The 24271-nt window shown below is 65.2% G+C and carries 19 protein-coding genes; 15 read left to right on the top strand and 4 right to left on the bottom strand.

Annotated features, from left to right (window positions below; all coding sequences use genetic code 11):
• Positions 1–6: 6 nt before the first annotated feature.
• The 5 genes from AC1M0F_RS01650 (at position 7) to uvrB (ending at position 8871) form a co-directional block, all read left to right on the top strand.
• Positions 7–3504: a hypothetical protein gene (locus AC1M0F_RS01650; protein WP_480236467.1), complete on the top strand. Its 3498-nt coding sequence runs from the start codon at positions 7–9 to the stop codon at positions 3502–3504.
• A gap of 178 nt (positions 3505–3682) precedes the next feature.
• Positions 3683–5128, top strand: coding sequence for a 30S ribosomal protein S1 (rpsA, locus tag AC1M0F_RS01645; RefSeq protein WP_480236466.1), 1446 nt, complete (start codon positions 3683–3685; stop codon positions 5126–5128).
• A gap of 176 nt (positions 5129–5304) precedes the next feature.
• A complete protein-coding gene (locus AC1M0F_RS01640) occupies positions 5305–5964 on the top strand; it encodes a TetR/AcrR family transcriptional regulator (protein ID WP_480236465.1) in 660 nt (219 codons plus the stop codon).
• 20 nt (positions 5965–5984) lie between these two features.
• A complete protein-coding gene (gene coaE, locus AC1M0F_RS01635) occupies positions 5985–6593 on the top strand; it encodes a dephospho-CoA kinase (RefSeq protein WP_480236464.1) in 609 nt (202 codons plus the stop codon).
• 211 nt (positions 6594–6804) lie between these two features.
• On the top strand, positions 6805–8871 hold the full coding sequence (uvrB, locus tag AC1M0F_RS01630; RefSeq protein WP_480236463.1) for an excinuclease ABC subunit UvrB: 2067 nt from the start codon (positions 6805–6807) through the stop codon (positions 8869–8871).
• A 9-nt stretch (positions 8872–8880) separates the two neighbouring features.
• On the opposite strand, the gene AC1M0F_RS01625 is transcribed toward uvrB, so the two are convergent.
• Positions 8881–9552 carry a protein-L-isoaspartate(D-aspartate) O-methyltransferase gene (locus AC1M0F_RS01625; protein ID WP_480236462.1) on the bottom strand — a complete coding sequence of 224 codons (672 nt, stop codon included), beginning with the start codon at positions 9550–9552 and terminating at the stop codon, positions 8881–8883.
• Between the two features lie 56 nt (positions 9553–9608).
• Between AC1M0F_RS01625 and uvrA the strand changes: the two genes are divergently transcribed.
• From uvrA to AC1M0F_RS01575, 10 genes are all read left to right on the top strand, one after another.
• Positions 9609–12500, top strand: coding sequence for an excinuclease ABC subunit UvrA (uvrA, locus tag AC1M0F_RS01620; RefSeq protein ID WP_480236461.1), 2892 nt, complete (start codon positions 9609–9611; stop codon positions 12498–12500).
• Positions 12501–14387, top strand: coding sequence for an excinuclease ABC subunit UvrC (uvrC, locus tag AC1M0F_RS01615; RefSeq protein ID WP_480236460.1), 1887 nt, complete (start codon positions 12501–12503; stop codon positions 14385–14387).
• Positions 14388–14442: 55 nt separating this feature from the next.
• Positions 14443–15318 carry an RNase adapter RapZ gene (rapZ, locus tag AC1M0F_RS01610; protein ID WP_480236459.1) on the top strand — a complete coding sequence of 292 codons (876 nt, stop codon included), beginning with the start codon at positions 14443–14445 and terminating at the stop codon, positions 15316–15318.
• 48 nt (positions 15319–15366) lie between these two features.
• The gene (gene whiA / locus AC1M0F_RS01605) at positions 15367–16347 is read left to right on the top strand and encodes a DNA-binding protein WhiA (protein ID WP_480236458.1); all 981 of its coding nucleotides are present in this window, start codon (positions 15367–15369) and stop codon (positions 16345–16347) included.
• A gap of 112 nt (positions 16348–16459) precedes the next feature.
• Positions 16460–17086 (top strand): superoxide dismutase, encoded by a 627-nt coding sequence (locus tag AC1M0F_RS01600; protein ID WP_480236457.1) that lies wholly within the window; start codon positions 16460–16462, stop codon positions 17084–17086.
• Between the two features lie 102 nt (positions 17087–17188).
• Positions 17189–18193 (top strand): type I glyceraldehyde-3-phosphate dehydrogenase, encoded by a 1005-nt coding sequence (gene gap, locus AC1M0F_RS01595; RefSeq protein WP_480236456.1) that lies wholly within the window; start codon positions 17189–17191, stop codon positions 18191–18193.
• 16 nt (positions 18194–18209) lie between these two features.
• The gene (locus AC1M0F_RS01590; protein ID WP_480236455.1) at positions 18210–19427 is read left to right on the top strand and encodes a phosphoglycerate kinase; all 1218 of its coding nucleotides are present in this window, start codon (positions 18210–18212) and stop codon (positions 19425–19427) included.
• Positions 19415–20218 carry a triose-phosphate isomerase gene (gene tpiA, locus AC1M0F_RS01585; RefSeq protein WP_480236454.1) on the top strand — a complete coding sequence of 268 codons (804 nt, stop codon included), beginning with the start codon at positions 19415–19417 and terminating at the stop codon, positions 20216–20218. Before AC1M0F_RS01590 ends, tpiA begins: the two co-directional genes overlap by 13 nt.
• Before the next feature lie 70 nt (positions 20219–20288).
• A complete protein-coding gene (secG, locus tag AC1M0F_RS01580; protein ID WP_480236453.1) occupies positions 20289–20540 on the top strand; it encodes a preprotein translocase subunit SecG in 252 nt (83 codons plus the stop codon).
• A gap of 8 nt (positions 20541–20548) precedes the next feature.
• On the top strand, positions 20549–20914 hold the full coding sequence (locus tag AC1M0F_RS01575) for an RNA polymerase-binding protein RbpA (RefSeq protein WP_480236452.1): 366 nt from the start codon (positions 20549–20551) through the stop codon (positions 20912–20914).
• A gap of 73 nt (positions 20915–20987) precedes the next feature.
• Here AC1M0F_RS01575 and pgl read toward each other — a convergent pair whose 3' ends face one another.
• Genes pgl through zwf form a run of 3 tightly spaced genes read right to left on the bottom strand, consistent with a single transcriptional unit; the run spans position 20988 to position 24259 of the window.
• The gene (pgl, locus tag AC1M0F_RS01570) at positions 20988–21758 is read right to left on the bottom strand and encodes a 6-phosphogluconolactonase (RefSeq protein ID WP_480236451.1); all 771 of its coding nucleotides are present in this window, start codon (positions 21756–21758) and stop codon (positions 20988–20990) included.
• Between the two features lie 6 nt (positions 21759–21764).
• Complete coding sequence (locus AC1M0F_RS01565; protein ID WP_480236450.1) at positions 21765–22718, bottom strand: glucose-6-phosphate dehydrogenase assembly protein OpcA; 954 nt, start codon at positions 22716–22718, stop codon at positions 21765–21767.
• Positions 22715–24259 (bottom strand): glucose-6-phosphate dehydrogenase, encoded by a 1545-nt coding sequence (zwf, locus tag AC1M0F_RS01560; RefSeq protein ID WP_480236449.1) that lies wholly within the window; start codon positions 24257–24259, stop codon positions 22715–22717. Before zwf ends, AC1M0F_RS01565 begins: the two co-directional genes overlap by 4 nt.
• Positions 24260–24271: the final 12 nt, after the last annotated feature.

Genomic DNA, 24271 nt, shown 5'->3' with positions numbered 1-24271 from the left:
GTTTCCATGGTCGGACAGCCGGGCGAAGCCCGTTCCCGTCTGGCGCTGCTTCGGGCGGCATGCATCCCGGCCCTGATCATCGCCCTCGCAGTTCCGACAGCACCGGCCTTCGCGGCCGATCCGCCTCCGCCGGGCGAGGACTTCACCATCGCCGTGATCCCTGACACGCAGGGCTACACAGTGTCCGCCACCAACGAGTCGAAGTTCGAGGACCAGGTCGACTGGATCGTCGAGAACCAGGACGACCTCAATATCGCGTGGGTGACGCAGCTGGGCGACCTCGTCGAGTCGTGGCCGAACGTGAATCACTGGAATCGGGCAAGCAAGTACATGAAGGTCCTCGACGACGCGGGCGTTCCGAACAGCGTGCTGCCGGGCAATCACGACATGAACATCGTCACCGGTGAGGCGACCACATACGACACGTACTTCCCTCCGAGCAGGTATTCAGGGGCATCCTGGAACTCGCCTGAGGCCTCATACGGCGGATACCTCGGCCAGAATCTGTTCGGCCCGGACCCCGTCGACCGCAAGAACAAGGACAACTTCGGCCTGCTGACCGCAGGCGGCATGGACTTCGTCCTGATCAACCTCGAATTCGAATCGCCGGACTACACCCTCGACTGGGCGCAGAAGGTGCTCGACGCGTACCCGGACCGGCGCGCCATCATCTCCACCCACGGGTTCATCACGACCGGTGGGAGCCGCTCGAACACCACAGTGCGCAGCGACCCGGGCATCAACTCGGCCGTGCAGGTCTGGAACGAGCTGATCTACGACAACTGCAACATCTTCCTCGTCCTCAACGGGCACTGGCACGACGGTGACGAAGGCGAAGCTAACCGCACCGACCCGAACGCGTGCGGTCAGCCGGTGCACCAGATTCTCTCCGACTACCAGTCCCGCATCAACGGCGGGGACGGCTGGATGCGGTACTACACGTTCAGTCCCACCGCGGGAACGATCGCAGCGAAGACCTACTCGCCGACGCTGGGCAGGTTCGAAACGGACGCGGATAGTGAGTTCAGCCTCAATTACGACATGTCGCCTGCCAGCTCAGGCGAGCGGGAACTGCTCGTGCGCGGCGGCGGCGAATGGGCCTGGTGGTACCAGAACGTCGCCTGGCCTGCCGGCTGGTCGACCACGGGGTTCGCCGACGGCAGCTGGGCGAGGGGGAACGCCGTCCTCGGCTTCGGCAACAACGGCAGGACGACGAACATCGACGTGCCCCCACCGACCTCGAACCGGGGAAGAAGTGCGCTCTTCCGGCACACCTTCCAGGTGGCGGATGCCGCTCAATTGAGCGGAGTCAGTCTCACCACGCGCGCTGACGACGGCCTCGTCGTCAGTGTGAACGGCGTCGAGGTCGGCAGGAAGAACATGCCGACGGGAACCATCACCAACGCGACATACGCCACGGCAGCGCCGAGCACGAACGCGGCAACCGCTGCACCTGCTGTGTTCACGGTTCCCGCAGCGCTGCTGCAGAACGGCACCAACGTCGTCACGGCATCCGTGCACGTCAACTACCGTGGGACAGCCGACCTCAGTTTCGACCTCGTCATGACGGCGCTCCGCCAGGGTGGCGAACCCACCCCAGTGCCGCCCGGACGTCCGACCGTGACCGCGACGGCCGTCGACAGCACCACGGCGCGCGTCGACTGGACCCCTGGGGCCGGTCCCGCAGCGGTCGAATATCGGGTCAGCCGTGACGGTGGGGCACCGCAGACCGTGACCGAGCCGACGCGAACCTTCACCGACTCCGGCCTTGCCGCCGGTTCCCAGCACGACTACACCGTTGTCGCGGTCGGCCCGACCGGTCTGACTTCGCCGGCCGGAACGGCATCCGTCACCCTGCCACCCCCGGCCGGCACAACCAACCCGGTCACCGTGATTCCCTCAGGGTCGAGCTGGAAGTGGCTGTACTCCTCGAACGCGTGGCCGAGCGGATGGACGGGTCCGTCCTTCGCAGACAGCGCATGGGCCGCTGGCCAGGCACCGCTCGGATTCGGTAGCACGACCATCGCCACGAACATCGACGTGCCCCCGCCGACCTCGAACAGGCCGCGCACGGCGCTGTTCCGGCACTCCTTCACGCTCGCCACGGCATCCGAATACTCCGACATGGTCATCTCTACGCGCGCCGACGACGGCGCAGCCGTGTGGGTCAACGGCACAGAGGTGGGGCGGCGGAGCCTGCCCACCGGAACACTGAGCACCACCACATACGCGACGGCGGCTCCGCGGACGAGCGCAGCAATCGCGGCACCTGTCCTCTTCGACGTCCCTCCCGCTCTGCTCAGGGACGGCGTCAACGTCGTCGCCGTCTCCGTCCACCTCAACTACCGGGGAACCACGGATGCCAGCATGGAACTGTCGCTCGCCGGCAAGCGGACGACAGGGGGACCGGCACAGGTCCCACCTGGCGCTCCGGCGGTCACGGCGACGGCGACGAGCCCGACTGCGGTCCGGGTCGACTGGACGCCTGGCACAGGTCCACAGGCCGCGTCGTATCGCGTCCTGCGCAACGGCAGCCAGGTCGGCACGACCACAGAGCCGACCAGGACATTCGCCGACACCGGCCTGGCGCCGTCGACGACGTACTCCTACTCGGTCGTCGCCGTCGGAACGACAGGGCTGACCTCGACAGCGGGCACTGCCTCGGCAACGACTCCGGCACAGCCGACGACCGACCCGCCTGGCGCTCCGGCGGTCACGGCGACCGCGACGAGTCCGACGGCCGTCCGGGTCGACTGGGCGCCTGGCACCGGAGCGCAGGCCGCGTCGTATCGCGTCCTGCGCAACGGCAGCCAGGTCGGCACGGCCACAGAGCCGACCAGGACATTCGCCGACACCGGCCTGGCGCCGTCGACGACGTACTCCTACTCGGTCGTCGCCGTCGGAACGACAGGGCTGACCTCGACAGCGGGCACTGCCTCGGCAACGACTCCGGCACAGCCGCCGACCGGCGGGCCGGTCGTCCTGGTTCCAGGAGGGTCCACCTGGTCGTGGCTCTACTCCAACACTGCCTGGCCCGCCGGCTGGACGAACCTCGCCTTCGATGACACCGCGTGGCCGACCGGCCGCGCACCGCTCGGCTTCGGTTTCACCGGCGTCCAGACGAACATCGACGTCCCACCGCCGACAAGCAACCGTCCGAGAACCGCGCTGTTCCGCCACACCTTCACCCTCGCTGACATCTCGGAACTCTCCGCGATCTCCGCGACGACCCGCGCAGACGACGGAGTCGTCGTCTACCTGAACGGCGTCGAGATCGGCCGATCGAACATGCCGACAGGCCCGATCACGGCGAGCACCTATCCGCTCGGGGCGCCACGGACGTCCGCGGCGGTCGCATCCCCGGCGACGTTCAGCGTTCCTGCGTCGCTCCTGAACTCCGGGACCAACGTGCTGTCCGCCTCCGTTCACCTCAATTACCGGGGGACCCCTGACGTGAGTTTCGACCTCGTTCTGAATGCAACACGGACCCCGGCAGGCGGCTGATCGCCCCTCGATTCCCGCGGTTTCACGCAGGTTGCTTACCGCCAGCGCGAACCGATAGACTGACATGTCACTTTTGTGACGTTCTATCCGTTCGCCGTGCACGGAAACATCCCAGACAATCCCTGATTGACGAGGATCGTGTCGGCCTGAAATCAGTCCTTACTGGAGCAACCACTACATGACAACCGCAACGACCGCCAAGCAGGTCGCTATCAACGACATCGGATCGGCTGAAGACTTCCTGGCCGCGGTCGAGAAAACACTGAAGTTCTTCAACGACGGAGACCTCATCGAGGGCACCGTCGTCAAGATCGATCGCGACGAGGTCCTCCTCGATGTCGGCTACAAGACCGAGGGTGTCATCCCCTCTCGCGAACTTTCCATCAAGCACGACGTCGACCCCAGCGAGGTCGTCCAGGTCGGCGACATGGTCGAAGCCCTCGTCCTCCAGAAGGAAGACAAAGAAGGCCGCCTCATCCTGTCCAAGAAGCGCGCACAGTACGAGCGTGCGTGGGGCGACGTTGAGAAGATCAAGGACACCGATGGCGTCGTGACCGGTTCGGTCATCGAGGTCGTCAAGGGTGGCCTCATCGTCGACATCGGACTCCGTGGCTTCCTGCCCGCATCGCTCATCGAGCTTCGCCGGGTTCGCGACCTCACGCCGTACCTCGGCCAGGAGATCGAAGCCAAGATCCTCGAACTCGACAAGAACCGCAACAACGTCGTTCTGTCGCGTCGTGCACTGCTCGAGCAGACCCAGTCTGAGAGCCGCACCACGTTCCTCAACAACCTCCAGAAGGGCCAGGTCCGCAAGGGCATCGTCTCGTCGATCGTCAACTTCGGTGCGTTCGTCGACCTGGGTGGCGTCGACGGTCTCGTCCACGTCTCCGAACTCAGCTGGAAGCACATCGAGCACGCGTCCGAGGTCGTCGAAGTTGGCCAGGAGGTCACCGTCGAGATCCTCGAAGTCGACCTCGACCGCGAGCGTGTCTCCCTGTCGCTCAAGGCGACGCAGGAAGACCCGTGGCAGGTCTTCGCCCGCACCCACGCCATCGGCCAGGTTGCACCGGGCAAGGTCACCAAGCTCGTTCCGTTCGGTGCGTTCGTTCGCGTCGCAGACGGCATCGAGGGCCTCGTGCACATCTCCGAGCTCAGCGGCAAGCACGTCGAGCTGGCCGAGCAGGTCGTCTCCGTCGGTGACGAGGTGTTCGTCAAGGTCATCGACATCGACCTCGAGCGCCGTCGCATCTCGCTGAGCCTCAAGCAGGCCAACGAAGGCGTCGACCCCGAAGGCACCGAGTTCGACCCGGCACTCTACGGAATGCTCACCGAGTACGACGACCAGGGCAACTACAAGTACCCTGAGGGCTTCGACCCGGAGACCAACGAGTGGAAAGAGGGCTTCGACACCCAGCGCGAGAAGTGGGAGCAGGACTACGCTGCAGCCCAGGCTCGCTGGGAGTCTCACAAGAAGCAGGTTGCTACGGCCGCAACGGAAGAGGCAGTCGCTGCCTCCGCCCCGTCAGCAGGCTCGAGCTTCTCCAGCGAGACGGCCGGCAGCGGCACCCTCGCGGACGACGAGTCGCTCGCGGCTCTGCGTGAGAAGCTGACCAGCAACTCCTAAGCACCACGAACACGTCGACTGGCCGGTCCCTGACGGGGCCGGCCAGTCGACGTGTGTGCAGGCGGATCCCGCCTGACCCGCTTGTTGGGGGCTTCGTAAAACACCCTGACTGATAATGTTGGCCGTGCCGCGAAATGCGACGGCTTCTCGTACGACACAACCTTCGAAGGGACGACGTGGACGTTGGTTCTCTGCGGCAGTACCTGGCAACTGACATCTCGAATGAGAAGTCACTCAGGAACAGCCCCCAACAGGAAAGAAGCCGCCAGAGTCTCGAGGCGATCCTCCGTGTCTGCGGCGAGATCATCGACGAGTCCGGTCACGCAGGTGTGACGACGGCCGAAGTCGCCAAGCGTGCCGAGATGGCCATCGGAACCGTCTACCGCTTCTTCCCGGACCGTATCGCCCTCATGCTCGGCGTCTACCAGTACATGCAGGACCAGTACGTGGCTCTGTGCATCGACAAGCTCCTGGACGCCGAACCGACGACGTGGCAGGAAGCGCTCGGCATCATGACCGACACGTCCGTCCTGGCCAGGCGCACCATCCCCGGCTTCAAGGCAACCCAGTACAGGATCCTCGGCGACGAGGAAAGCCAGGAACAGTACCTCAAGGGGTCGAACGAGTACGTCGCCGCACTGGCCGACCTGCTCTCACAGTTCGACTTCCCGACGGACGAACGCTGGCTCGTCCACCTGAACGTCGCCGTCGAACTCTCCCGCGCACTGCAGCGCCTCGCCTTTGACGCCTCCACAGACGGTGACCCCTGGCTTCTCGCCGAAGCCCGCGCCGTTCCTGTCGGCTACCTCGAGGGTCACCTCGTCCCGACGGCCTGACTCCCACAGGTGACCACTCCGTGTACCTGATCGGCCTGACCGGCGGAATCGCCTCAGGCAAGTCGACCATCGCACGTCGGCTGGCCGAACGTGGTGCCGTCCACATCGACGCAGACGTCCTCGCCCGCGAAGCGGTCGAGCCCGGCAGCCCAGCCCTCGCGGCCGTGGTCGAGCGGTTCGGGCCAGGCGTCCTCAACGATGACGGCAGCCTCAACCGCGCCGAACTCGGCGGGATCGTGTTCTCCGACCCCGAAGCCCTCCAGGCCCTCAACGCCATCGTCCATCCGGCTGTGCGCGAACTCACAGCCCGTCGGATCGCCTCCGCCGAAGAGGCGGATCCCGACGCCGTTGTCGTCTACGACGTCCCCCTCCTCGTCGAAGCGCAGGTCCCGCACGCCTTCGACCTCGTCGTCGTCGCCAGCGCCGCGCCAGACACGAGGATCTCCCGCCTCGTCGGCATGCGTGGGATGTCTCCCGAAGAGGCCCGCAGGCGCATCGCATCGCAGGCCAGCGACGACGAACGGCTCGCCGTCGCCGACCGCGTCATCGACACGGATGGAACGATCGACGCCACCGTCGAGCAGGCAGACGCGCTCTGGGACCTGGCCCGGTCCTCTTCGTCGCGCTGACCCGGGGTTTCGGGTCGTCGATGCCGCACCCGGGATGAGGCGAGTTTCCCCCATCGGCTGTCAAGGCGATCGAGTTGCCCCACAAGGTCGTCCAGTCGCGGGTCGGACCGCACGTCGGGGCACCTCGACGTGCCGACCGGCATCCGCGTGGCCGGGTTACCTCACACCTGCCGCACGCTTCGATGTCAGTGGACGTGCCTAGACTCGAAGCATGCAACCCACGCGCTCTGTGCACCCGTTCGAGGTCATCAGCGAATACACCCCCAGCGGCGACCAGCCCAAGGCGATCGCCGAACTGAGCGGCCGGATCAACGCCGGCGAGACGGATGTCGTTCTGCTCGGTGCCACAGGAACCGGCAAGTCCGCGACGACGGCCTGGCTGATCGAGGCCGTGCAGCGACCGACTCTCGTTCTTGCCCACAACAAGACCCTCGCCGCCCAACTCGCCAATGAGTTCCGCGAACTGATGCCGAACAATGCGGTCGAGTATTTCGTTTCGTACTACGACTACTACCAGCCAGAGGCCTACGTGCCCCAGACCGACACCTTCATCGAGAAGGACTCGTCTGTGAACGCCGAGGTCGAGCGTCTCCGCCACTCGACGACCAACTCGCTGCTGAGCCGGCGAGACGTGATCGTCGTCTCGACGGTCTCCTGCATCTACGGACTCGGCAAGCCGGAGGAATACCTCAACGCCATGATGGCGTTGCAGGTCGGCCAGCGGGTCGACCGCGACTGGCTGATCCGCAAATTCATCTCGATGCAGTACAACCGCAACGACGTCGACTTCTCCCGCGGCAACTTCCGTGTGCGCGGCGACACGATCGAGATCATCCCTGTGTACGAAGAACTGGCGATCCGGATCGAGATGTTCGGTGACGAGATCGAGGGACTGTACTCGCTGCATCCGCTCACCGGCGACGTCGTCCGCAAACTCGACTCGGTGTCCGTGTTCCCCGGTTCCCACTACGTCGCGAGCACGGACTCCATGCAGCGCGCCATCGGCACCATCCAGGAGGAACTGGGGGAGCGGCTCACCGAACTCGAGCGCCAGGGCAAGCTGCTCGAAGCCCAGCGACTGCGGATGCGGACGAGCTTCGACCTGGAGATGATGCAGCAGATCGGCTTCTGCTCCGGCATCGAGAACTATTCGCGCCACATGGACGGCAGGTCACCAGGTCAGGCACCCCACTGCCTCATCGACTATTTCCCCGACGACTTCCTCGTCGTCATCGACGAGTCCCACGTCACCGTTCCGCAGATCGGGGCGATGTACGAAGGCGACTCTTCGCGCAAGCGCACCCTGGTCGAGCACGGTTTCCGGCTGCCGAGCGCCCTCGACAACCGCCCGCTCAAGTGGAATGAGTTCAAGGACAGGGTCGGCCAGACCGTCTACCTGTCCGCGACCCCGGGCCGGTACGAGATGGGGATCGCCGACGGCATCGTCGAACAGATCATCCGGCCAACGGGCCTCGTCGACCCGCAGATCGTCGTGAAGCCGTCGAAGGGCCAGATCGACGACCTGCTCGAGGAGATCCGCCTCCGTGCCGGTCGTGACGAACGCGTCCTGGTCACCACTCTGACGAAGAAGATGGCCGAGGAACTCACCGACTTCCTCACCGAAGCCGGCGTGCGGGTGAGGTACCTGCACTCAGACGTCGACACCCTCCGCCGGGTCGAACTGCTCAGCGAACTCCGCTCAGGTGTCTACGACGTCCTCGTCGGGATCAACCTCCTCCGTGAGGGCCTCGACCTTCCGGAGGTCTCGCTCGTCGCGATCCTCGACGCAGACAAGGAGGGTTTCCTCCGGTCATCCACGTCGCTCATCCAGACCATCGGACGCGCGGCCCGCAACGTGTCCGGCGAGGTGCACATGTACGCAGACGTGCTCACCGACTCGATGAAGCGTGCGATCGAAGAGACAGACAGGCGCCGTGAGAAGCAAGTGGCGTACAACGTCGAGAACGGCATCGACCCGACCCCGCTGCGCAAGAAAATCGCAGACATCACGGATGCTCTTGCTCGGGAGGGCGCAGACACGGCTGCGATGCTGGCGAACCGCGACTCTCGCAAGAAGAGCCCGACACCGCGACTGCGGCGCGAGGGCATCGCGTCAGAGGGCGCCGCAGAACTTGAGGGAATCATCGCCGACCTCAACGACCAGATGCTGGCCGCCGCCGCCGAGCTGAAGTTCGAGCTGGCCGGGCGGCTCCGTGACGAACTGTCTGACCTGAAACGCGACCTCAGGCAGATGGAGAAGGCCGGACACCTGGGCTGACCTCACGGGTCAGTCGTCCCGTTCCTCGAACATCGGCGCTCCGACTCCGTGTGCTCCGATGAGCGGGACGAAAGTGACGCCTCCGAGATCGTCGACCAGGGGCGTGCCATCCGTCCTCGTGATCCGCTGCAGTCGCTGGCCGAACCCCGGCGTCCCGACGGGCATCACGAGCCGGCCTCCCACGCGCACCTGGTCGAGCCACGGCGCTGGAACCCGCGGCGCGGCCGCCGCGGCCATGATCGCGTCGTATGGCGCTGCATCCGGCCAGCCCAGCGTTCCGTCGCCGACGACGACCGTGACGTTGGAGTAGCCGAGCCGCTCGAGCACGCGGCTGGCAGCAGAGGCCAGGCCCTCGTGACGTTCGATCGAGACGATGTCTCCGGCGATCTCGGCCATCACGGCGGCCGCATAGCCCGAGCCTGTGCCGACGTCGAGCACGGAACATGTTTCGTCGACCCGTGCGGCCTCGACGGTCAGCGCGACGATGTACGGTTGCGAGATCGTCTGCCCGTCACCGATCGGGAGCGGGTGATCTTCATACGCGCTCGCCCGGGAGTTCCTCAGCACGAACTCCTCCCGCGGGACGCGTCGCATCGCTTCCAGCACGCGTTCGTCACGGATGCCACGCGCAGCGATCTGCTCCGACACCATCCTGTCCCGCTTGGCCGCATACGGGTCCATAGCTCATTGTCCACCCCGGGGACGGTGATGTCAGTGGGTCGACGTAGACTCAATGGGTGTCAATTTCGAAGGTAAATTCAGCCTCAAAACTCAGCGTCCGCGGTGCCCGCGTGCATAACCTGCACAACGTCGACCTCGACATCCCGAGGGACTCGCTCGTCGTGTTCACGGGCCTGTCCGGATCGGGCAAGTCGTCGCTCGCCTTCGACACGATTTTCGCCGAGGGGCAGCGACGCTACGTCGAATCCCTCTCGGCGTACGCCCGCCAGTTCCTCGGCCAGGTCGACCGGCCAGACGTCGACTTCATCGAGGGCCTGAGCCCCGCCGTGTCGATCGACCAGAAGTCGACGAACCGAAACCCGCGCTCCACGGTCGGCACGATCACCGAGGTCTACGACTACATGCGCCTCCTCTGGGCACGGATCGGCGTGCCGCACTGCCCCGTGTGCGGTGAGCCGATCCAACGTCAGACCGTGCAGCAGATCGCCGACCAGCTGATGGAACTCGAGCAGGGCACCAGATACATGGTGATGAGCCCCGTCGTCTCACAGAAGAAGGGCGAGTTCGTCGACCTCTTCAAGGAGCTCGCGGCAAAGGGCTTTGCTCGTGCCCTCGTCGACGGCGAGCAGATCCAGCTGAACGAGCCACCGGTCCTGAAGAAGTCGTACAAGCACGACATCTCCGTCGTCGTCGACCGCCTCGTCGCCGGGCCAGACGCCCTCAGCCGGCTCACGGATTCCCTCGAGACCGCCCTCGGCCTGACCGACGGACTGGTCCAGATCAAGCTTGTCGACGAAGAGGGTCCTGACTCGATCCGCTCATACAGCGAGAAACTGTCCTGTCCGAACAACCACCCGCTGCAACTCACCGAGATCGAACCGCGCACGTTCAGCTTCAACGCGCCGTTCGGCGCCTGCCCGGAGTGCTCCGGCCTCGGCACGCGGATGTCCGTCGACCAGGAACTCCTGATCGGCGACTCAGAACTGAGCATCAACGACGGCGTGATCATCCCGTGGACGACTCAGGGCAAGGGTCTCTACCAGTACTACGAGAAGCTTCTCGAGGGTCTGGCCCGTGACCTCGGCTTCTCCCTCAAGACCCCGTGGAAGAAGCTGCCGAAGAACGTGCAGGAGGCTGTCCTCCGCGGCGAGAACTTCAAGGTCAAGGTCAAGTGGAAGAACCGCTACGGCCGTGAGGTGAGCTACACCTCCGGGTTCGAGGGCGTGATGCCGTACATCGAGCGTCAATACGCGCAGGCCGAGACCGATGTGCAGCGTGCCCGCTGGGCCGAATACCTCCGCGAGATCCCCTGCCCGGTGTGCGAGGGCAAGCGGCTCAAGCCTGAGGTGCTGAGCGTCCTCATCCACGGCGCGAACATCGCAGATGTCGCCGAGCTGAGCCTCAGCGACGCCCGAGCGTTCATGGACCGGATGGAGCTGAGCGACCGGGAGGGCATGATCGCCGCCCAGGTGCTCCGCGAGATCAAGGTGCGCCTCGACTTCCTCATCCAGGTCGGGCTCAACTACCTGAACCTCTCCCGCAACGCCGGTTCACTGTCCGGAGGTGAGGCGCAGCGCATCCGCCTGGCCACCCAGATCGGTTCAGGGCTCACCGGTGTGCTCTACGTGCTCGACGAACCGAGCATCGGCCTGCACCAGCGCGACAACCGCCGTCTCATTCAGACCCTGGTCACCCTGCGTGACCTCGGAAACACCCTCATCGTCGTCGAACACGACGAAGACACCATCCGGACGGCAGACTGGATCGTCGACATCGGCCCAGGCGCAGGGGTCAACGGCGGAAAAGTGGTCCACTCGGGCTCGTACGAAGACCTGGTCACGAACACTCGGTCGCTCACCGGCGATTACCTGTCGGGGCGCAAGGAGATCGGCATCCCCGAGACCCGCCGGCCGATCGATCCCGAACGCATGATCACTGTGGTCGGCGCCGAGGCGAACAACCTGCGCAAGGTCACCGTCGATTTCCCGCTCGGCACGTTCACGGCCGTCACCGGCGTCAGCGGCTCGGGCAAATCGTCACTGGTCAACGACGTGCTCTACCGCGTCCTCGCGAACAAGCTCAACGGGGCGCGCAAGGTCCCCGGCAAGCACACGCGTGTCACCGGACTCGAACAGCTCGACAAAGTGATCCATGTCGACCAGGCGCCGATCGGCCGCACACCGCGCTCGAACCCGGCGACATACACCGGCGTTTTCGACCGCATCAGGAACCTGTTCTCCGAAACGATCGAGGCCAAGACCCGCGGTTACCTTCCTGGCCGGTTCAGCTTCAACGTCAAGGGCGGGCGCTGTGAGGCGTGCGCAGGCGACGGCACGATCAAGATCGAGATGAACTTCCTTCCCGACGTCTACGTGGCGTGCGAGGTGTGCGGGGGAGCACGGTACAACCGCGACACCCTCTCGGTGCACTACAAGGGCAAGAACATCGCTGAAGTGCTCGACATGCCCATCGCTGAGGCTGCGGAGTTCTTCGAGCCGATCACCTCGATCCACCGCTATCTCAAGACCCTGGTCGAAGTCGGCCTCGGCTATGTGCGTCTCGGCCAGAGCGCCACGACACTCTCCGGCGGTGAAGCACAGCGGGTGAAGCTGGCGACCGAACTCCAGAAGCGGACGAACGGCCGCAGCGTATACGTTCTCGACGAACCGACCACTGGACTCCACTTCGAAGACGTGCGTAAGCTCCTCCTCGTGCTCAACAGCCTCGTCGACAAGGGAAACACGGTCATCGTCATCGAGCACAACCTCGACGTGATCAAATCGGCGGACTGGCTGATCGACCTCGGTCCCGAGGGCGGTGCAGGCGGTGGCCGCGTGCTCGCCACCGGAACACCTGAAAAGCTCGCCAACGTGAAGAAGAGCCACACCGGGTACTACCTCAAGGAAGTCCTGGAGGCCGGCGAGATCGTCGCCCGTAAGGCCGGATAGGTGAGATCGGCTCTGGCCTACCGGCCACGCCCAGGCGAGATTCCGACGAGCCCGGGTGTCTACCGGTTCCGCGACGACACCGGTCGGGTGCTCTACGTCGGCAAGGCGAAGAATCTCAGGGCGAGGCTCAGCAACTACTTCGCCCCGTTGCCGAGTCTGCACGAACGCACCAGGCGGATGGTTACCACCGCGACCGGCGTCGAATGGACCGTCGTGGGCAGCGACATCGACGCCCTCCAGCTGGAGTACACCTGGATCAAGGAGTTCGAGCCGCCGTTCAACGTCAAGTTCCGCGACGACAAGACGTACCCCTACCTCGCGGTGACCCTCGGGGATGAGGCTCCACGGGTGCTCGTCACCCGCAACCCGCGCATCCGAGGGGCAAAGTATTTCGGCCCGTACCCGAAGATCTGGGCGGTGCACGAGACCATCGACCTGATGATCAAGGCGTTCCCGATCCGCACCTGCTCTGACTCCAGTTACAAGCGGGCCATGCAGTCAGGACGCCCGTGTTTCCCCGGTCAGATCGGGCGCTGCGGCGGCCCGTGCTCCGGGCGCGTGACCATCGAGGAACACCGCGCGATGGTCGACGATTTCGTCAGCTTCATGAACGGTAACGACAAACGCTTCGTCACGGAGGCCACGAAACGGATGCGTGAGGCCGCTGCCGTGCAGGACTACGAGTCGGCGGCCAGGTACCGCGACCGTCTCCAGGCGCTCGAGGCCGTGCTCGACAAGAGCGCCGTCGTGTTGAAGGACTCGGTCGACGCCGACCTGTTCGGACTCGCCCACGACGAACTGTCCGCCGCCGTGCAGCAGTTCATCGTCCGCTCGGGCAGGATCCGCGGTGTGCGGTCCTGGACCGTGGACAAGGAGCTCGACCTGTCGACCGCTGAACTCGTCGACAGCGTCCTGCAGCGGGCATACGACTCCGGCGGAATCGTCGACATCCCCCGTGAGATCCTCGTGCCTGAGCTCCCAGAGGATTCCGCCGAGCTGGAGACCTGGCTCGCCGGCCTGCGAGGCAAGGGCAAGGTCAGGCTGCACACCGCCCAGCGCGGCGAGAAGGCCGCTCTCATGCAGACCGCCGAGATCAACGCGAAGAACTCGCTGATGCTCTACAAGACCAGGCGAAGCGCCGATTTCGTCGCGCGTTCCCAGGCGCTCACCGACATCCAGGATGCCATCGGGATGGATCAGGCACCGTTGCGCATCGAATGCTTCGACGTCTCGCACCTGTCGGGCACGAACATCGTGGCATCCATGGTCGTCTTCGAGGACGGACTGCCGAGGAAGGACCAGTACCGGCGCTTCGGAATCGCCGAGTCGAGCGACGATACCGAGTCGATCTACCAGGTGCTGTCCCGCCGGCTGGCCTACCTCACCGACCCGGAACCCGAACCAGACGTCGATGAAACCGGTGCAGACGGGGTGTCGAAGCCGCGCAAGTTCGCGTATCCGCCCCAGCTTCTCATCGTCGATGGCGGGCAACCGCAGGTGCAGGCAGCCCAGCGCGCCCTCGTCGAATCCGGCAGGACGGACATCCAGCTGGCAGGCATGGCCAAGCGGCTCGAGGAGATCTGGCTGCCTGACAACGACTACCCGGTGATCCTCCCGCGCAACTCCGAGGCCCTGTTCCTGCTCCAGCGGGTCCGCGACGAAGCACACCGCTTCGCCATCAGTTACCAGCGCACCAAACGCAAGAAGGACATCTCGAGCGTGCTCGCAGACATCCCCGGCCTCGGGCCGGCGCGGGTCAAGGCCCTGCTGCGTCATTTCGGCTCGGTCGCCAAGCTGCGCCAGGCGGCGCCTGAGGCGATCACCGAGGTCGCCGGCATCGGCCCGGCGCTGGCGACGACAATCCACGCCCAGTTGAACAGTCGGTAGGCTGGGGGAGCAGCCGCATCAGGCTGCGCGAGCAAATCGAAAGTGCAGGAAACCGGTGGACCAGCCGATCCCTCAGCAGGAAGTCTTGATCGTCACGGGCATGTCGGGTGCCGGCCGCTCCACAGTGGCCAACGCCCTGGAAGACCTGGACTGGTACGTGGTCGACAACCTTCCTCCGCAGATGCTCAGGCCTCTGATCGACCTGGCGGAACGCGCCGAGGGTGCTCTGCCCAGGATTGCTGCCGTCGTCGACGTCCGCGGCCGTGACTTCTTCAGCGACCTGCAGCAGATGATCCAGTCGCTGCGCTCGGGCACGAAACTCCGGGTCGTCTTCCTCGATGCCACGGATGCCGCACTCGTGCGCCGGTTCGACGCGGTGCGTCGCCCGCACCCGCTGCAGGGCGGCGGCACCATCCTCGACGGAATCACCAGTGAGCGTGCCAGGCTCGCCACCATCCGTGAATCCAGCGACATCGTCATCGATACCTCCGACCTCAACGTTCACCAGCTGGCCACGAAGACATCCGAACTGTTCGCCGCTGAGGGCACGCCGGGCGTGAAACTCACAGTGATGAGTTTCGGCTTCAAGTACGGCCTTCCCTCTGACGCGGACACAGTCGCGGACGCCCGGTTCCTGCCCAACCCGTTTTGGGTTCCCGACTTGCGGGCGCATACTGGACTGGACGCCGAAGTCAGCGACTTCGTACTCAACCAGCCGGGCGCCAGGGAGTTCCTGGACAGCTATGCTGCGGCACTCGCACCGGTTCTTGCCGGTTACCAGCGGGAGAACAAACGATTCGCCACCTTCGCAATCGGGTGCACCGGCGGAAAGCATCGCTCGGTCGCGCTCGCACTGAAGCTCGCCGACAAACTCGCTGAGCAGCCCGGTGTCGCCGTCAGCGTCAAGCATCGCGACCTCGGTCGCGAGTAGACCAGCGGCACAGACGATCACACATGAACACACGAGATGGGACAACGATTGGCACTGACTGCTGAGGTCAAAGAAGAACTGGCCGGAATCGTGGAAGCGAAGACGGCCGTGCGGGCAGCGGAGCTCACCTCGATCCTGCGCTTCAGCGGCGGACTCCACCTCATCTCGAGTCGCATCGCCATTGAGAGCGAACTCGACACTCCGCAGCTGGCCCGTCGCATCCGCAAGGATCTCGCCGAACTGTACGGCGTCCGCAGCGAAGTCAGCATGATCAGCGGCTCAGGCACCCGCCGCGGGGAGAGCTATCTCGTGCGGGTCCAGGACGGCGGGGAGACTCTCGCCAGGCAGACCGGACTGCTCGACGCACGACGCCGCCCGATCCGCGGCCTGCCCAACCGGCTCACCACGGGCACGAGGGCCGAGCTCGCCGCCGTATGGCGCGGCGCGTTCCTCGCAGCGGGCACCCTCACCGATCCCGGCCGCTCCGCCGCGCTGGAGATCACATGCCCGGGCAACGAATCCGCCATGGCGCTCGTCGGCGCAGCAGGTCGCCTCGGTGTCGCCTCGAAAGCGCGAGAAGTCCGCGGCGTGCACCGTGTCGTCATCCGTGACGGCGAAGCGATCAGCGCCATGCTCGTGCTCATGGGAGCGCATGCCACGGTGAAGGCGTGGGAGGACCTCCGGCAGCGTCGTGAGGTCCGGGCGACAGCCAACCGCCTCGTCAACTTCGACGACGCCAACCTGCGCCGCTCGGCACAGGCAGCAGTCGCGGCGTGCGCGCGGGTCGAACGCGCCATGGAGATCCTGGCAGACGACATCCCCGAGCACCTCAGGTACGCGGGGGAGCTCCGCCTGCGATTCCGGGACTCGAGCCTCGACGAGCTCGGTCACCACGCCGACCCGCCCATGACGAAGGATGCCATCGCCGGCCGGATCCGTCGCCTCCTCGCCATGGCAGACAAACGGGCACAGGACCTCGGGCTCCCCGGCACGGATGCGAACCTGCCGCCTGACCTCGACGACGTCTGATCCGTCACAGTTGGCACGCACGCGCCGATGTCCTGAACGACCTGACTAGACTGGAAAGGTCGTTCACAGCCGCGCCAACAGCGGCCAGCGGCACAAGAAGAGGAGAGAAACAATGGCTGATTACACCCTCCCTGACCTCGGTTACGACTACTCGGCACTCGAGCCGAGCATCTCTGGGGCCATCATGGAACTGCACCACTCGAAGCACCACCAGGCATACGTGACTGGTGCGAACACCGCCCTCGCACAGCTCGCTGAAGCTCGCGACTCGGACAACCTCGCCAACGTGAACAAGCTCCAGAAGGACCTCGCGTTCAACCTGGGCGGACACGTCAACCACTCGATCTTCTGGACCAACCTCTCGCCCAACGGCGGAGACAAGCCCACCGGCGAACTCGCCGCTGCGATCGACGACAACTTCGGTTCGTTCGACAAGTTCCGCGCCCACTTCACCGCTGCAGCGCTCGGCGTGCAGGGCTCAGGATGGGCCGCCCTCGTCTGGGATTCGATCGGGCAGAAGCTCATCGTCCAGCAGTTCTTCGACCAGCAGTCGAACTTCGCCGCGGGCACTGTCCCCGTCCTGCTTCTCGACGTCTGGGAGCACGCCTACTACCTCGACTACAAGAACGTCCGTGCCGACTACGTCAAGGCGTTCTGGAACATCACCAACTGGGAGAACGTCTCTGAACGTTTCGTGACCGCTCGCGAGAAGACCTCCGGGCTGCTGCTACTGTCATAACCGACGAGGTCGTCCGGGGTTCACCCGGACGACCTTTCCCTTCTTCCGACCACAACTGCACAACAAACACGCGCTTCGGCGCCTCAGCAACAGGAGAGATCCTTGTCCGTAAAGATCGGTATCAACGGGTTCGGCCGCATCGGCCGTAACTACTTCCGCGCAGCTCTCGCCAAGGGCAGCGACCTCGAAATTGTCGCGGTCAACGACCTCACCGACAACAAGACCCTCGCCCACCTTCTGAAGTACGACTCCATCAACGGGCGCCTCGACGCCACAGTGGAGTACGACGAAGAGAAGATCACGGTCGACGGCAAGGCCATCAAGGTCTTCTCGGAGCGCGACCCGGCCAACCTCCCCTGGGGCGAACTGGGTGTCGACATCGTCATCGAGTCCACCGGTTTCTTCACCAAGGCCGTCGACGCGAAGAAGCACATCGCCGCAGGCGCCAAGAAGGTCCTCATCTCCGCACCGGCAACGGGCGAAGACGCCACCTTCGTCATCGGCGTCAACGAGGACCTGTACGACCCGGCAAACCACCACATCATCTCGAACGCCTCCTGCACGACGAACTGCCTCGCGCCGCTCGCCAAGGTGTTCAACGATGAGTTCGGTATCGAACGCGGCCTGATGACCACCGTTCACGCGTACACCGCTGACCAGAACCTCCAGGACGGCCCGCACAGCGACCTGCGTCGTGCCCGTGCCGCCGCTGTCAACATCGTCCCGACCTCGACCGGTGCAGCGAAGGCCATCGGCCTCGTCCTGCCCGAGCTCAAGGGCAAGCTCGACGGCTTCGCGCTGCGCGTTCCTGTGCCGACCGGTTCGATCACCGACCTCACGGTCGAGTCGTCGCGCCCCGTCACCGTCGAGGAAATCAAGGCCGCGTACAAGGCTGCAGCAGAGGGACCACTCAAGGGCATCCTCAAGTACACCGAGGACGAGATCGTCTCGAGCGACATCGTCTCCGACCCGCACTCGTCGATCTTCGACGCCGGCCTGCTGCGTGTCATGGGCAACCAGGTCAAGCTGGTGAGCTGGTACGACAACGAATGGGGCTACTCCAACCGTCTCGTCGACCTCACCGAGTACGTCGCAGACCGTCTCTAGAGACGATCACCAAGCCGTGTCGCTTCGTACACTCGAATCGCTGGGCTCGCTCGCCGGCACGCGCGTCGTCGTCAGGTGTGACCTCAATGTTCCTCTCAAGGACGGGGTCATCACCGACGACGGGCGCGTGCGGGCGTCGCTTCCCACTCTGAACGCCCTGCTCAGCCAGGGCGCACGCGTCGTCGTCGTCTCCCACCTGGGCAGGCCCGATGGCGCACCGGACGACAGGTACAGCCTCGCCCCTGTGGCGCAGCGCCTGTCCGAACTCCTCGGCTCAGCCGTCACGTTCGCCTCCGACACCGTCGGCCAGGCCGCTCAGGATGCCGTCGACTCCCTCGGGAACGGTGACATCGCCGTTCTCGAGAACCTCCGCTTCAACCCGGGGGAGACGAGCAAGGACGAATCCGAGCGCACCGCCTTCGCAGAGAAGCTCGCCGCGTTCGGCGATTCCTTCGTCTCAGACGGGTTCGGAGTCGTCCACCGCAAGCAGGCGAGCGTCTACGAGCTGCCCAAGCTCCTGCCGAGTGCGGCCGGCCTGCTCATCTCCACCGAGCTCGATGTCCTCGACCGCCTCACCGAATCGCCTGACCGCCCGTACGCGGTCGTCCTCGGCGGTTCGAAGGTGTCGGACAAGCTCGGTGTCATCGGACACCTGCTTCCCCGGGTCGACACGCTCCTCATCGGCGGAGGGATGCTGTTCACGTTCCTCGCAGCGCAGGGGCACAAGGTCGGCTCGAGCCTGCTCGAGGAAGACCAGATCGACACCGTGAAGGGGTACCTGTCCGAAGCCGAGAAGCTCGGCGTCGAGATCGTGCTCCCGACGGATGTCGTCGTGGCCGCGTCGTTCAGCGCTGACGCCGACCACGTCGTCCAGCCCGCTGACGCGATCGAGGACACCCCGTTCGGTGCGTCCGGCCTCGGCCTGGACATCGGACCGGAGACAGCCGCCCGCTTCGCCGGGATCATCCGTTCATCGAAGACGGTGTTCTGGAACGGCCCGATGGGCGTGTTCGAACTCGCACCGTTCGCCGCAGGAACGAAGACGGTCGCCCAGTCTCTCACCGAGGTCGACGGCCTCAGCGTCGTCGGCGGAGGAGATTCCGCAGCTGCGGTTCGGGCACTCGGCTTCGATGACGATCAATTCGGACACATATCGACCGGAGGTGGCGCGAGTCTCGAGTTCCTCGAGGGCAAGCGGCTTCCCGGACTGGAGATTTTGGGATGGCAACAGTGACCTCGTCAGTACGCAGGACCCCGCTCATCGCTGGGAACTGGAAGATGAACCTGGACCACCTCCAGGCGATCGCGTTCGTTCAGAAACTCGCCTGGGGTCTCGCAGACGCCAAGCACGACGTGTCCACGGTCGAGGTGGCGGTGTTCCCGCCATACACCGACCTGCGCAGCGTGCAGACGCTCGTCTCGGCAGACAAGCTGCCGATCGCCTTCGGAGCGCAGGACCTGTCAGCGCACGACTCAGGTGCGTACACGGGGGAGATCTCCGGCGCGTTCCTGTCAGCGCTCGACTGCCGCTACGTGATCATCGGGCACTCCGAGCGGCGTACGCTGCACGGTGAGTCCGACGACGACGTCGCCGCAAAGGTGACCGCAGCGCTCAAGCACAACCTCGCTCCGATCATCTGTGTCGGGGAGACCGCCGAAGACCTGGAGACGCACGGCCCGAGCGCCGTTCCCGTCGCCCAGCTTCGTGCGGCACTCGCCGGGATCTCGTCTACGGTGGACATCGTCGTGGCGTACGAGCCGGTCTGGGCCATCGGCTCCGGCCAGGCAGCAACGCCTGAGCAGGCCGAACAGGTCGCTGCAGCTCTGCGTGCCGTCCTCGTCGAGACGCTCGGTGATGACGTCGCCGCGAAGACCCGCATCCTCTACGGTGGTTCGGTGAAGGCATCCAACATCGCCGGATTCATGCGGGAACCGAACGTCGATGGTGCTCTCGTCGGCGGTGCCAGCCTCGACCTGAACGAGTTCACGAGCATCGTGCGCTACCAGAAGCACGTGGGACTGTAGCACCCGCACGCTCACGCTATAATTGAGGGCGGTTCATGGAACTCCATGGCCGCCACATGAAAGGTCCTTTGTGGAGATACTTCAGGTCGTTCTGCAGGTGGTGCTCGGTATCACGAGCCTCCTGCTCACATTCCTCATCCTCTTGCACAAGGGGCGCGGCGGTGGGCTGTCGGATATGTTCGGCGGTGGCATGGGATCGAGCCTCGGTTCGTCCGGAGTCGCCGAGCGTAACCTCAACCGGTTCACGGTCGTACTCAGTCTCGTTTGGTTCAGTTCGATCGTGGCGCTTGGTCTCATCACCAAGTTCACCTCGGGCGCGTAGGAGGACATATGGCTGCCGGAGGTAGCGCAATTCGCGGTTCACGCGTCGGGGCTGGCCCCATGGGTGAACAGGATCACGGTTTCCATGCGGAACGGGTAGCGGTGTCGTATTGGGACATCCTCGGGAATGAGACGGTTCGGCATTTCGCTGCCAGCCTCCCAGACGAGGAGATCCCCGAGATCATCGACAGCCCGTCTTCCGGTCTGCCTGCAGGGCGTGACAGGGCCAACCCGCCCGAGGTCGCCAAGCTGGAGCCGTACAAGACTCACCTGGCCTATGTGAAGGAGCGTCGCACCGAGGAAGAGGCGGAAGCCCTTCTCGATGAGGCACTGCAGCAGCTGCGCGCCCGCCGCGGAACCGCGTCAGCCCAGTAGCATTTCGTTCCGGCTTGCCGGACCACGAGAAGAGCCCCTGTCGATTCGACAGGGGCTCTTCTCGTGTTCGGTGTCAGTAGGTCGGAGCGATGAGGCTTTCGGGGACCTCGGACGCCGCATCCGAGTCGACGAAGAAGACGGTGCGCTTGCGCCCCTTCATCCCGGCGATTGGAACCTCTGTGTACGCAGCGCCGGCCAGGGCGAGTCCGAGAACCGACGCCTTGTCTGCTCCTGACAGCTCCACCCAGATCCGCTGTGACGAGTTGATCGCCGGACGGGTCAGGCTGATCCGCTCAGCGGGAGGCTTGGGAGAGTTACGCACGGCGACGACGGTGGCGTCGCGTTCGAGCACCTCGGGGCGGTCAGGGAACAAGGACGCCGTGTGACCGTCAGGCCCGACACCGAGGAAGGTGATGTCGAAGCGGGGGAGTCCTCCTTCGCCGTCCGCGTGCCGCGCCAGCTCGTCCGCATACGCTGCCGCCGCCTGATCGAGGTCGAGCTCCCCGCCGGACGCCGGGCAGGTGTGCACGTTCTCCGCGGGGATGTCGAGATGGTCGATCAGCGCTTCGCGCGCCTTCACGTCGTTGCGCTCGGCATCGCCTGCCGGGAGCCAGCGTTCGTCACCCCACCAGAAATGGACGCGTGACCAGTCGACGCTGTCACGAGCGGGAGAAGCGTTGATGGTGGCAAGGACCTTGATGGCGATGCGCCCGCCCTCCAGCACGATGTTGACCCGATCGTTCTCATCCAGCAGGTCGACGGTCTTCGTCAGGAACCGCGCTGTGATGGAGGCGGCCAGGGCGTCGCTGTCTGAGTGCACAAGCACGCGTCGTTCGTTGGTCATTCAGTCTTACCTTTCCGCGGCGGCGGTCTCGGCTCCGAGTTGTCGCACACCCTTGGTGATCACTTCACCGTACAACGGATCGGGGTCGAGCCTGCGCAACTCCTCGGCGAGGCAGTCCCTGAGGCTGCGCCGTGGCAGCGTCAGCTCCTGGGTCGGCTGGTTCGGCTGCGTGAGCTGGGCGATCGCGTCGAACGGGCGCTCGAGGACGATGTCGCCACTCGCGCGGGACAGCCGAACGCCGTGGATGCCGGTATCACCTGAACCGCGCGGGGTCAGTTCCTGCACCACCTCGACCTGGAGCTGCATCTGCAGCCACGCGGCGAGGAGGACCGTCGACGCCGAATCCGACGCGCCGGAGACGGTCACTCTGGTCACCGGTTCGTACGGCGGCTGGTCGAGAACGGCTGCGAGCTGCGCCCGCCACAGGGTGAGCCTCGTCCAGGCGAAGTCGGTGTCACCCGGCGCGTACGAGCCGGACAGGTCGACGAGCGCTGCATGCGGGTCTTCGTGTTCGGAGGCGTCGGTGATCCTGCGCTGGGCGATGTGCCCGATGGCGGTCTTCGCCACGTCTGCGGGCGCTTCGATCGGCCACCAGGCCACGACGGGTGCGTCGGGCAGTAGGAGGCCGTTGACGAGGCTCTCCTCGTTGCTCGCGGCGTCGCCGTAGGCGCGGAGGATGATGACCTCACTGGCCCCCGCATCGCCTCCGACGCGGATCTGGGCATCGATTCTCTCGGCTTCCCCTGCGTCATCGGGGATCCTGGAGAGCACGAGAACGCGCATCGGATGCTCGCGGGAGGCGTCGTTGGCGGCCTCGATGGCCTCCTCTTCCTCACCGAACTGGGAAACGATGACCAGGGTGAGAACCCGGCCGAGCGCGACGGCTCCACCGTCCTCACGCAGGGTGACGAGTTTCTTCGACAGCTTGCTGATCGTTGTGTCGGGCAGATCGACAATCATGGTCGCCTCCAGGTGCGTCCGTCGCGCGCGAGGAGCGCGTCGGCGGATGCCGGACCCCACGAGCCCGGCTGGTACTGTTCGAGCGGTCCGCCCTGGGCGGCCCAGTATTCTTCGATCGGGTCGAGGATCTTCCACGACAGTTCGACTTCCTGGTGACGGGGGAACAGCGGCGGGTCGCCGAGCAGCACGTCGAGGATGAGTCGTTCGTAGGCCTCGGGGCTGGCCTCGGTGAAGGCGTGCCCGTAGCCGAAGTCCATGGTGACGTCGCGCACCTGGGTGCCTGCGCCCGGGACCTTCGAGCCGAAACGGATGGTCACACCCTCGTCGGGCTGGACCCGGATCACGAGGGCGTTCTGGCCGAGCTCGGAGGTCTGGCTCTCGGCGAAGAGGAACTGGGGGGCGCGCTTGAACACCACGGCGATCTCGGTCACCCGGCGTCCGAGGCGCTTACCTGCCCGCAGGTAGAACGGGACGCCGTCCCAGCGCCTGGTCTTGATGTCGAGCCGCATGGCCGCATAGGTCTCGGTCGTCGATTCGGGGGCCATACCGTCTTCCTCGAGGAATCCGGGGACCTTCTCGCCGCCCTGCCACCCGCCGGCGTACTGTCCGCGAGCCGTGGCCGTGCCGAGGTCCTCGGGCAGGCTGACCGCCGCGAGAACCTTCTCCTTCTCTGCGCGAAGATCCTTGGCGTCGAACGAGAGCGGCTCCTCCATGGCGGTGAGGGCCAGAAGCTGGAGGATGTGGTTCTGGATGACGTCTCGAGCGGCACCGATTCCGTCGTAGTACCCGGCCCGTCCGCCGACTCCGATGTCCTCGGCCATGCTGATCTGCACGTGGTCGACGAAGTGCGAGTTCCAGATCGGTTCGAACATCTGGTTGGCGAAACGCAGCGCCAGGATGTTCTGCACCGTCTCCTTGCCCAGGTAGTGGTCGATCCGGAACACGGAGTCAGCGGGGAAGACCGACTCGACGACCGCGTTCAGTTCACGGGCGGTCTTCAGGTCGGACCCGAACGGCTTCTCGATGACGACTCGACGCCACTGGCCCTCGCTCGCGTCCGCGAGGCCCGAGCGCCGAAGCTGCTCGGTCACCTCGGGGAACGCCTTCGGCGGGATCGAGAGGTAGAACGCGTGGTTTCCCATCGTTCCGCGTTCCTCGTCGAGCTTCTCCACCGTTTCCTTGAGGTGCTCGAATGCTGCGTCGTCACCGAATTCACCCGAGACGAAACGGATGCCCTGGGCGAGCTGCTTCCACACCTCCTCCCGGTACTCCGTCCGTGCGTACGCCTTCACGGCGTCATGCACGACCTGTTCGAAGTCCTGGTCCTCCCAGTCCCGCCTGGCGAACCCGACTAGCGAGAACCCGGGGGGAAGGAGTCCGCGGTTCGCCAGGTCGTAGACGGCAGGCATCAGCTTCTTGCGAGACAGGTCACCTGTCACGCCGAAGATGATGAGGCCGCTCGGCCCGGCGATGCGGTTCAGTCGGCGATCGGAATCCACCCGCAGCGGGTTGAACTCCGGGGTGATATCCACGGGGGACATACGGCTCCTCGG

The organism is Mycetocola sp. Y719, from assembly GCF_056713205.1.
This window is presented reverse-complemented; position numbering and strand designations above follow the sequence as displayed.

Excerpts from the sequence above, each read along its gene's own strand:
- AC1M0F_RS01650 (WP_480236467.1), top strand. The coding sequence starts at position 7 with ATGGTCGGACAGCCGGGCGAAGCCCGTTCCCGTCTGGCGCTGCTTCGG.
- rpsA (WP_480236466.1), top strand. The coding sequence starts at position 3,683 with ATGACAACCGCAACGACCGCCAAGCAGGTCGCTATCAACGACATCGGA.
- uvrB (WP_480236463.1), top strand. The coding sequence starts at position 6,805 with ATGCAACCCACGCGCTCTGTGCACCCGTTCGAGGTCATCAGCGAATAC.
- AC1M0F_RS01625 (WP_480236462.1), bottom strand. The coding sequence starts at position 9,552 with ATGGACCCGTATGCGGCCAAGCGGGACAGGATGGTGTCGGAGCAGATC.
- AC1M0F_RS01600 (WP_480236457.1), top strand. The coding sequence starts at position 16,460 with ATGGCTGATTACACCCTCCCTGACCTCGGTTACGACTACTCGGCACTC.
- tpiA (WP_480236454.1), top strand. The coding sequence starts at position 19,415 with ATGGCAACAGTGACCTCGTCAGTACGCAGGACCCCGCTCATCGCTGGG.
- AC1M0F_RS01575 (WP_480236452.1), top strand. The coding sequence starts at position 20,549 with ATGGCTGCCGGAGGTAGCGCAATTCGCGGTTCACGCGTCGGGGCTGGC.
- pgl (WP_480236451.1), bottom strand. The coding sequence starts at position 21,758 with ATGACCAACGAACGACGCGTGCTTGTGCACTCAGACAGCGACGCCCTG.
- AC1M0F_RS01565 (WP_480236450.1), bottom strand. The coding sequence starts at position 22,718 with ATGATTGTCGATCTGCCCGACACAACGATCAGCAAGCTGTCGAAGAAA.
- zwf (WP_480236449.1), bottom strand. The coding sequence starts at position 24,259 with ATGTCCCCCGTGGATATCACCCCGGAGTTCAACCCGCTGCGGGTGGAT.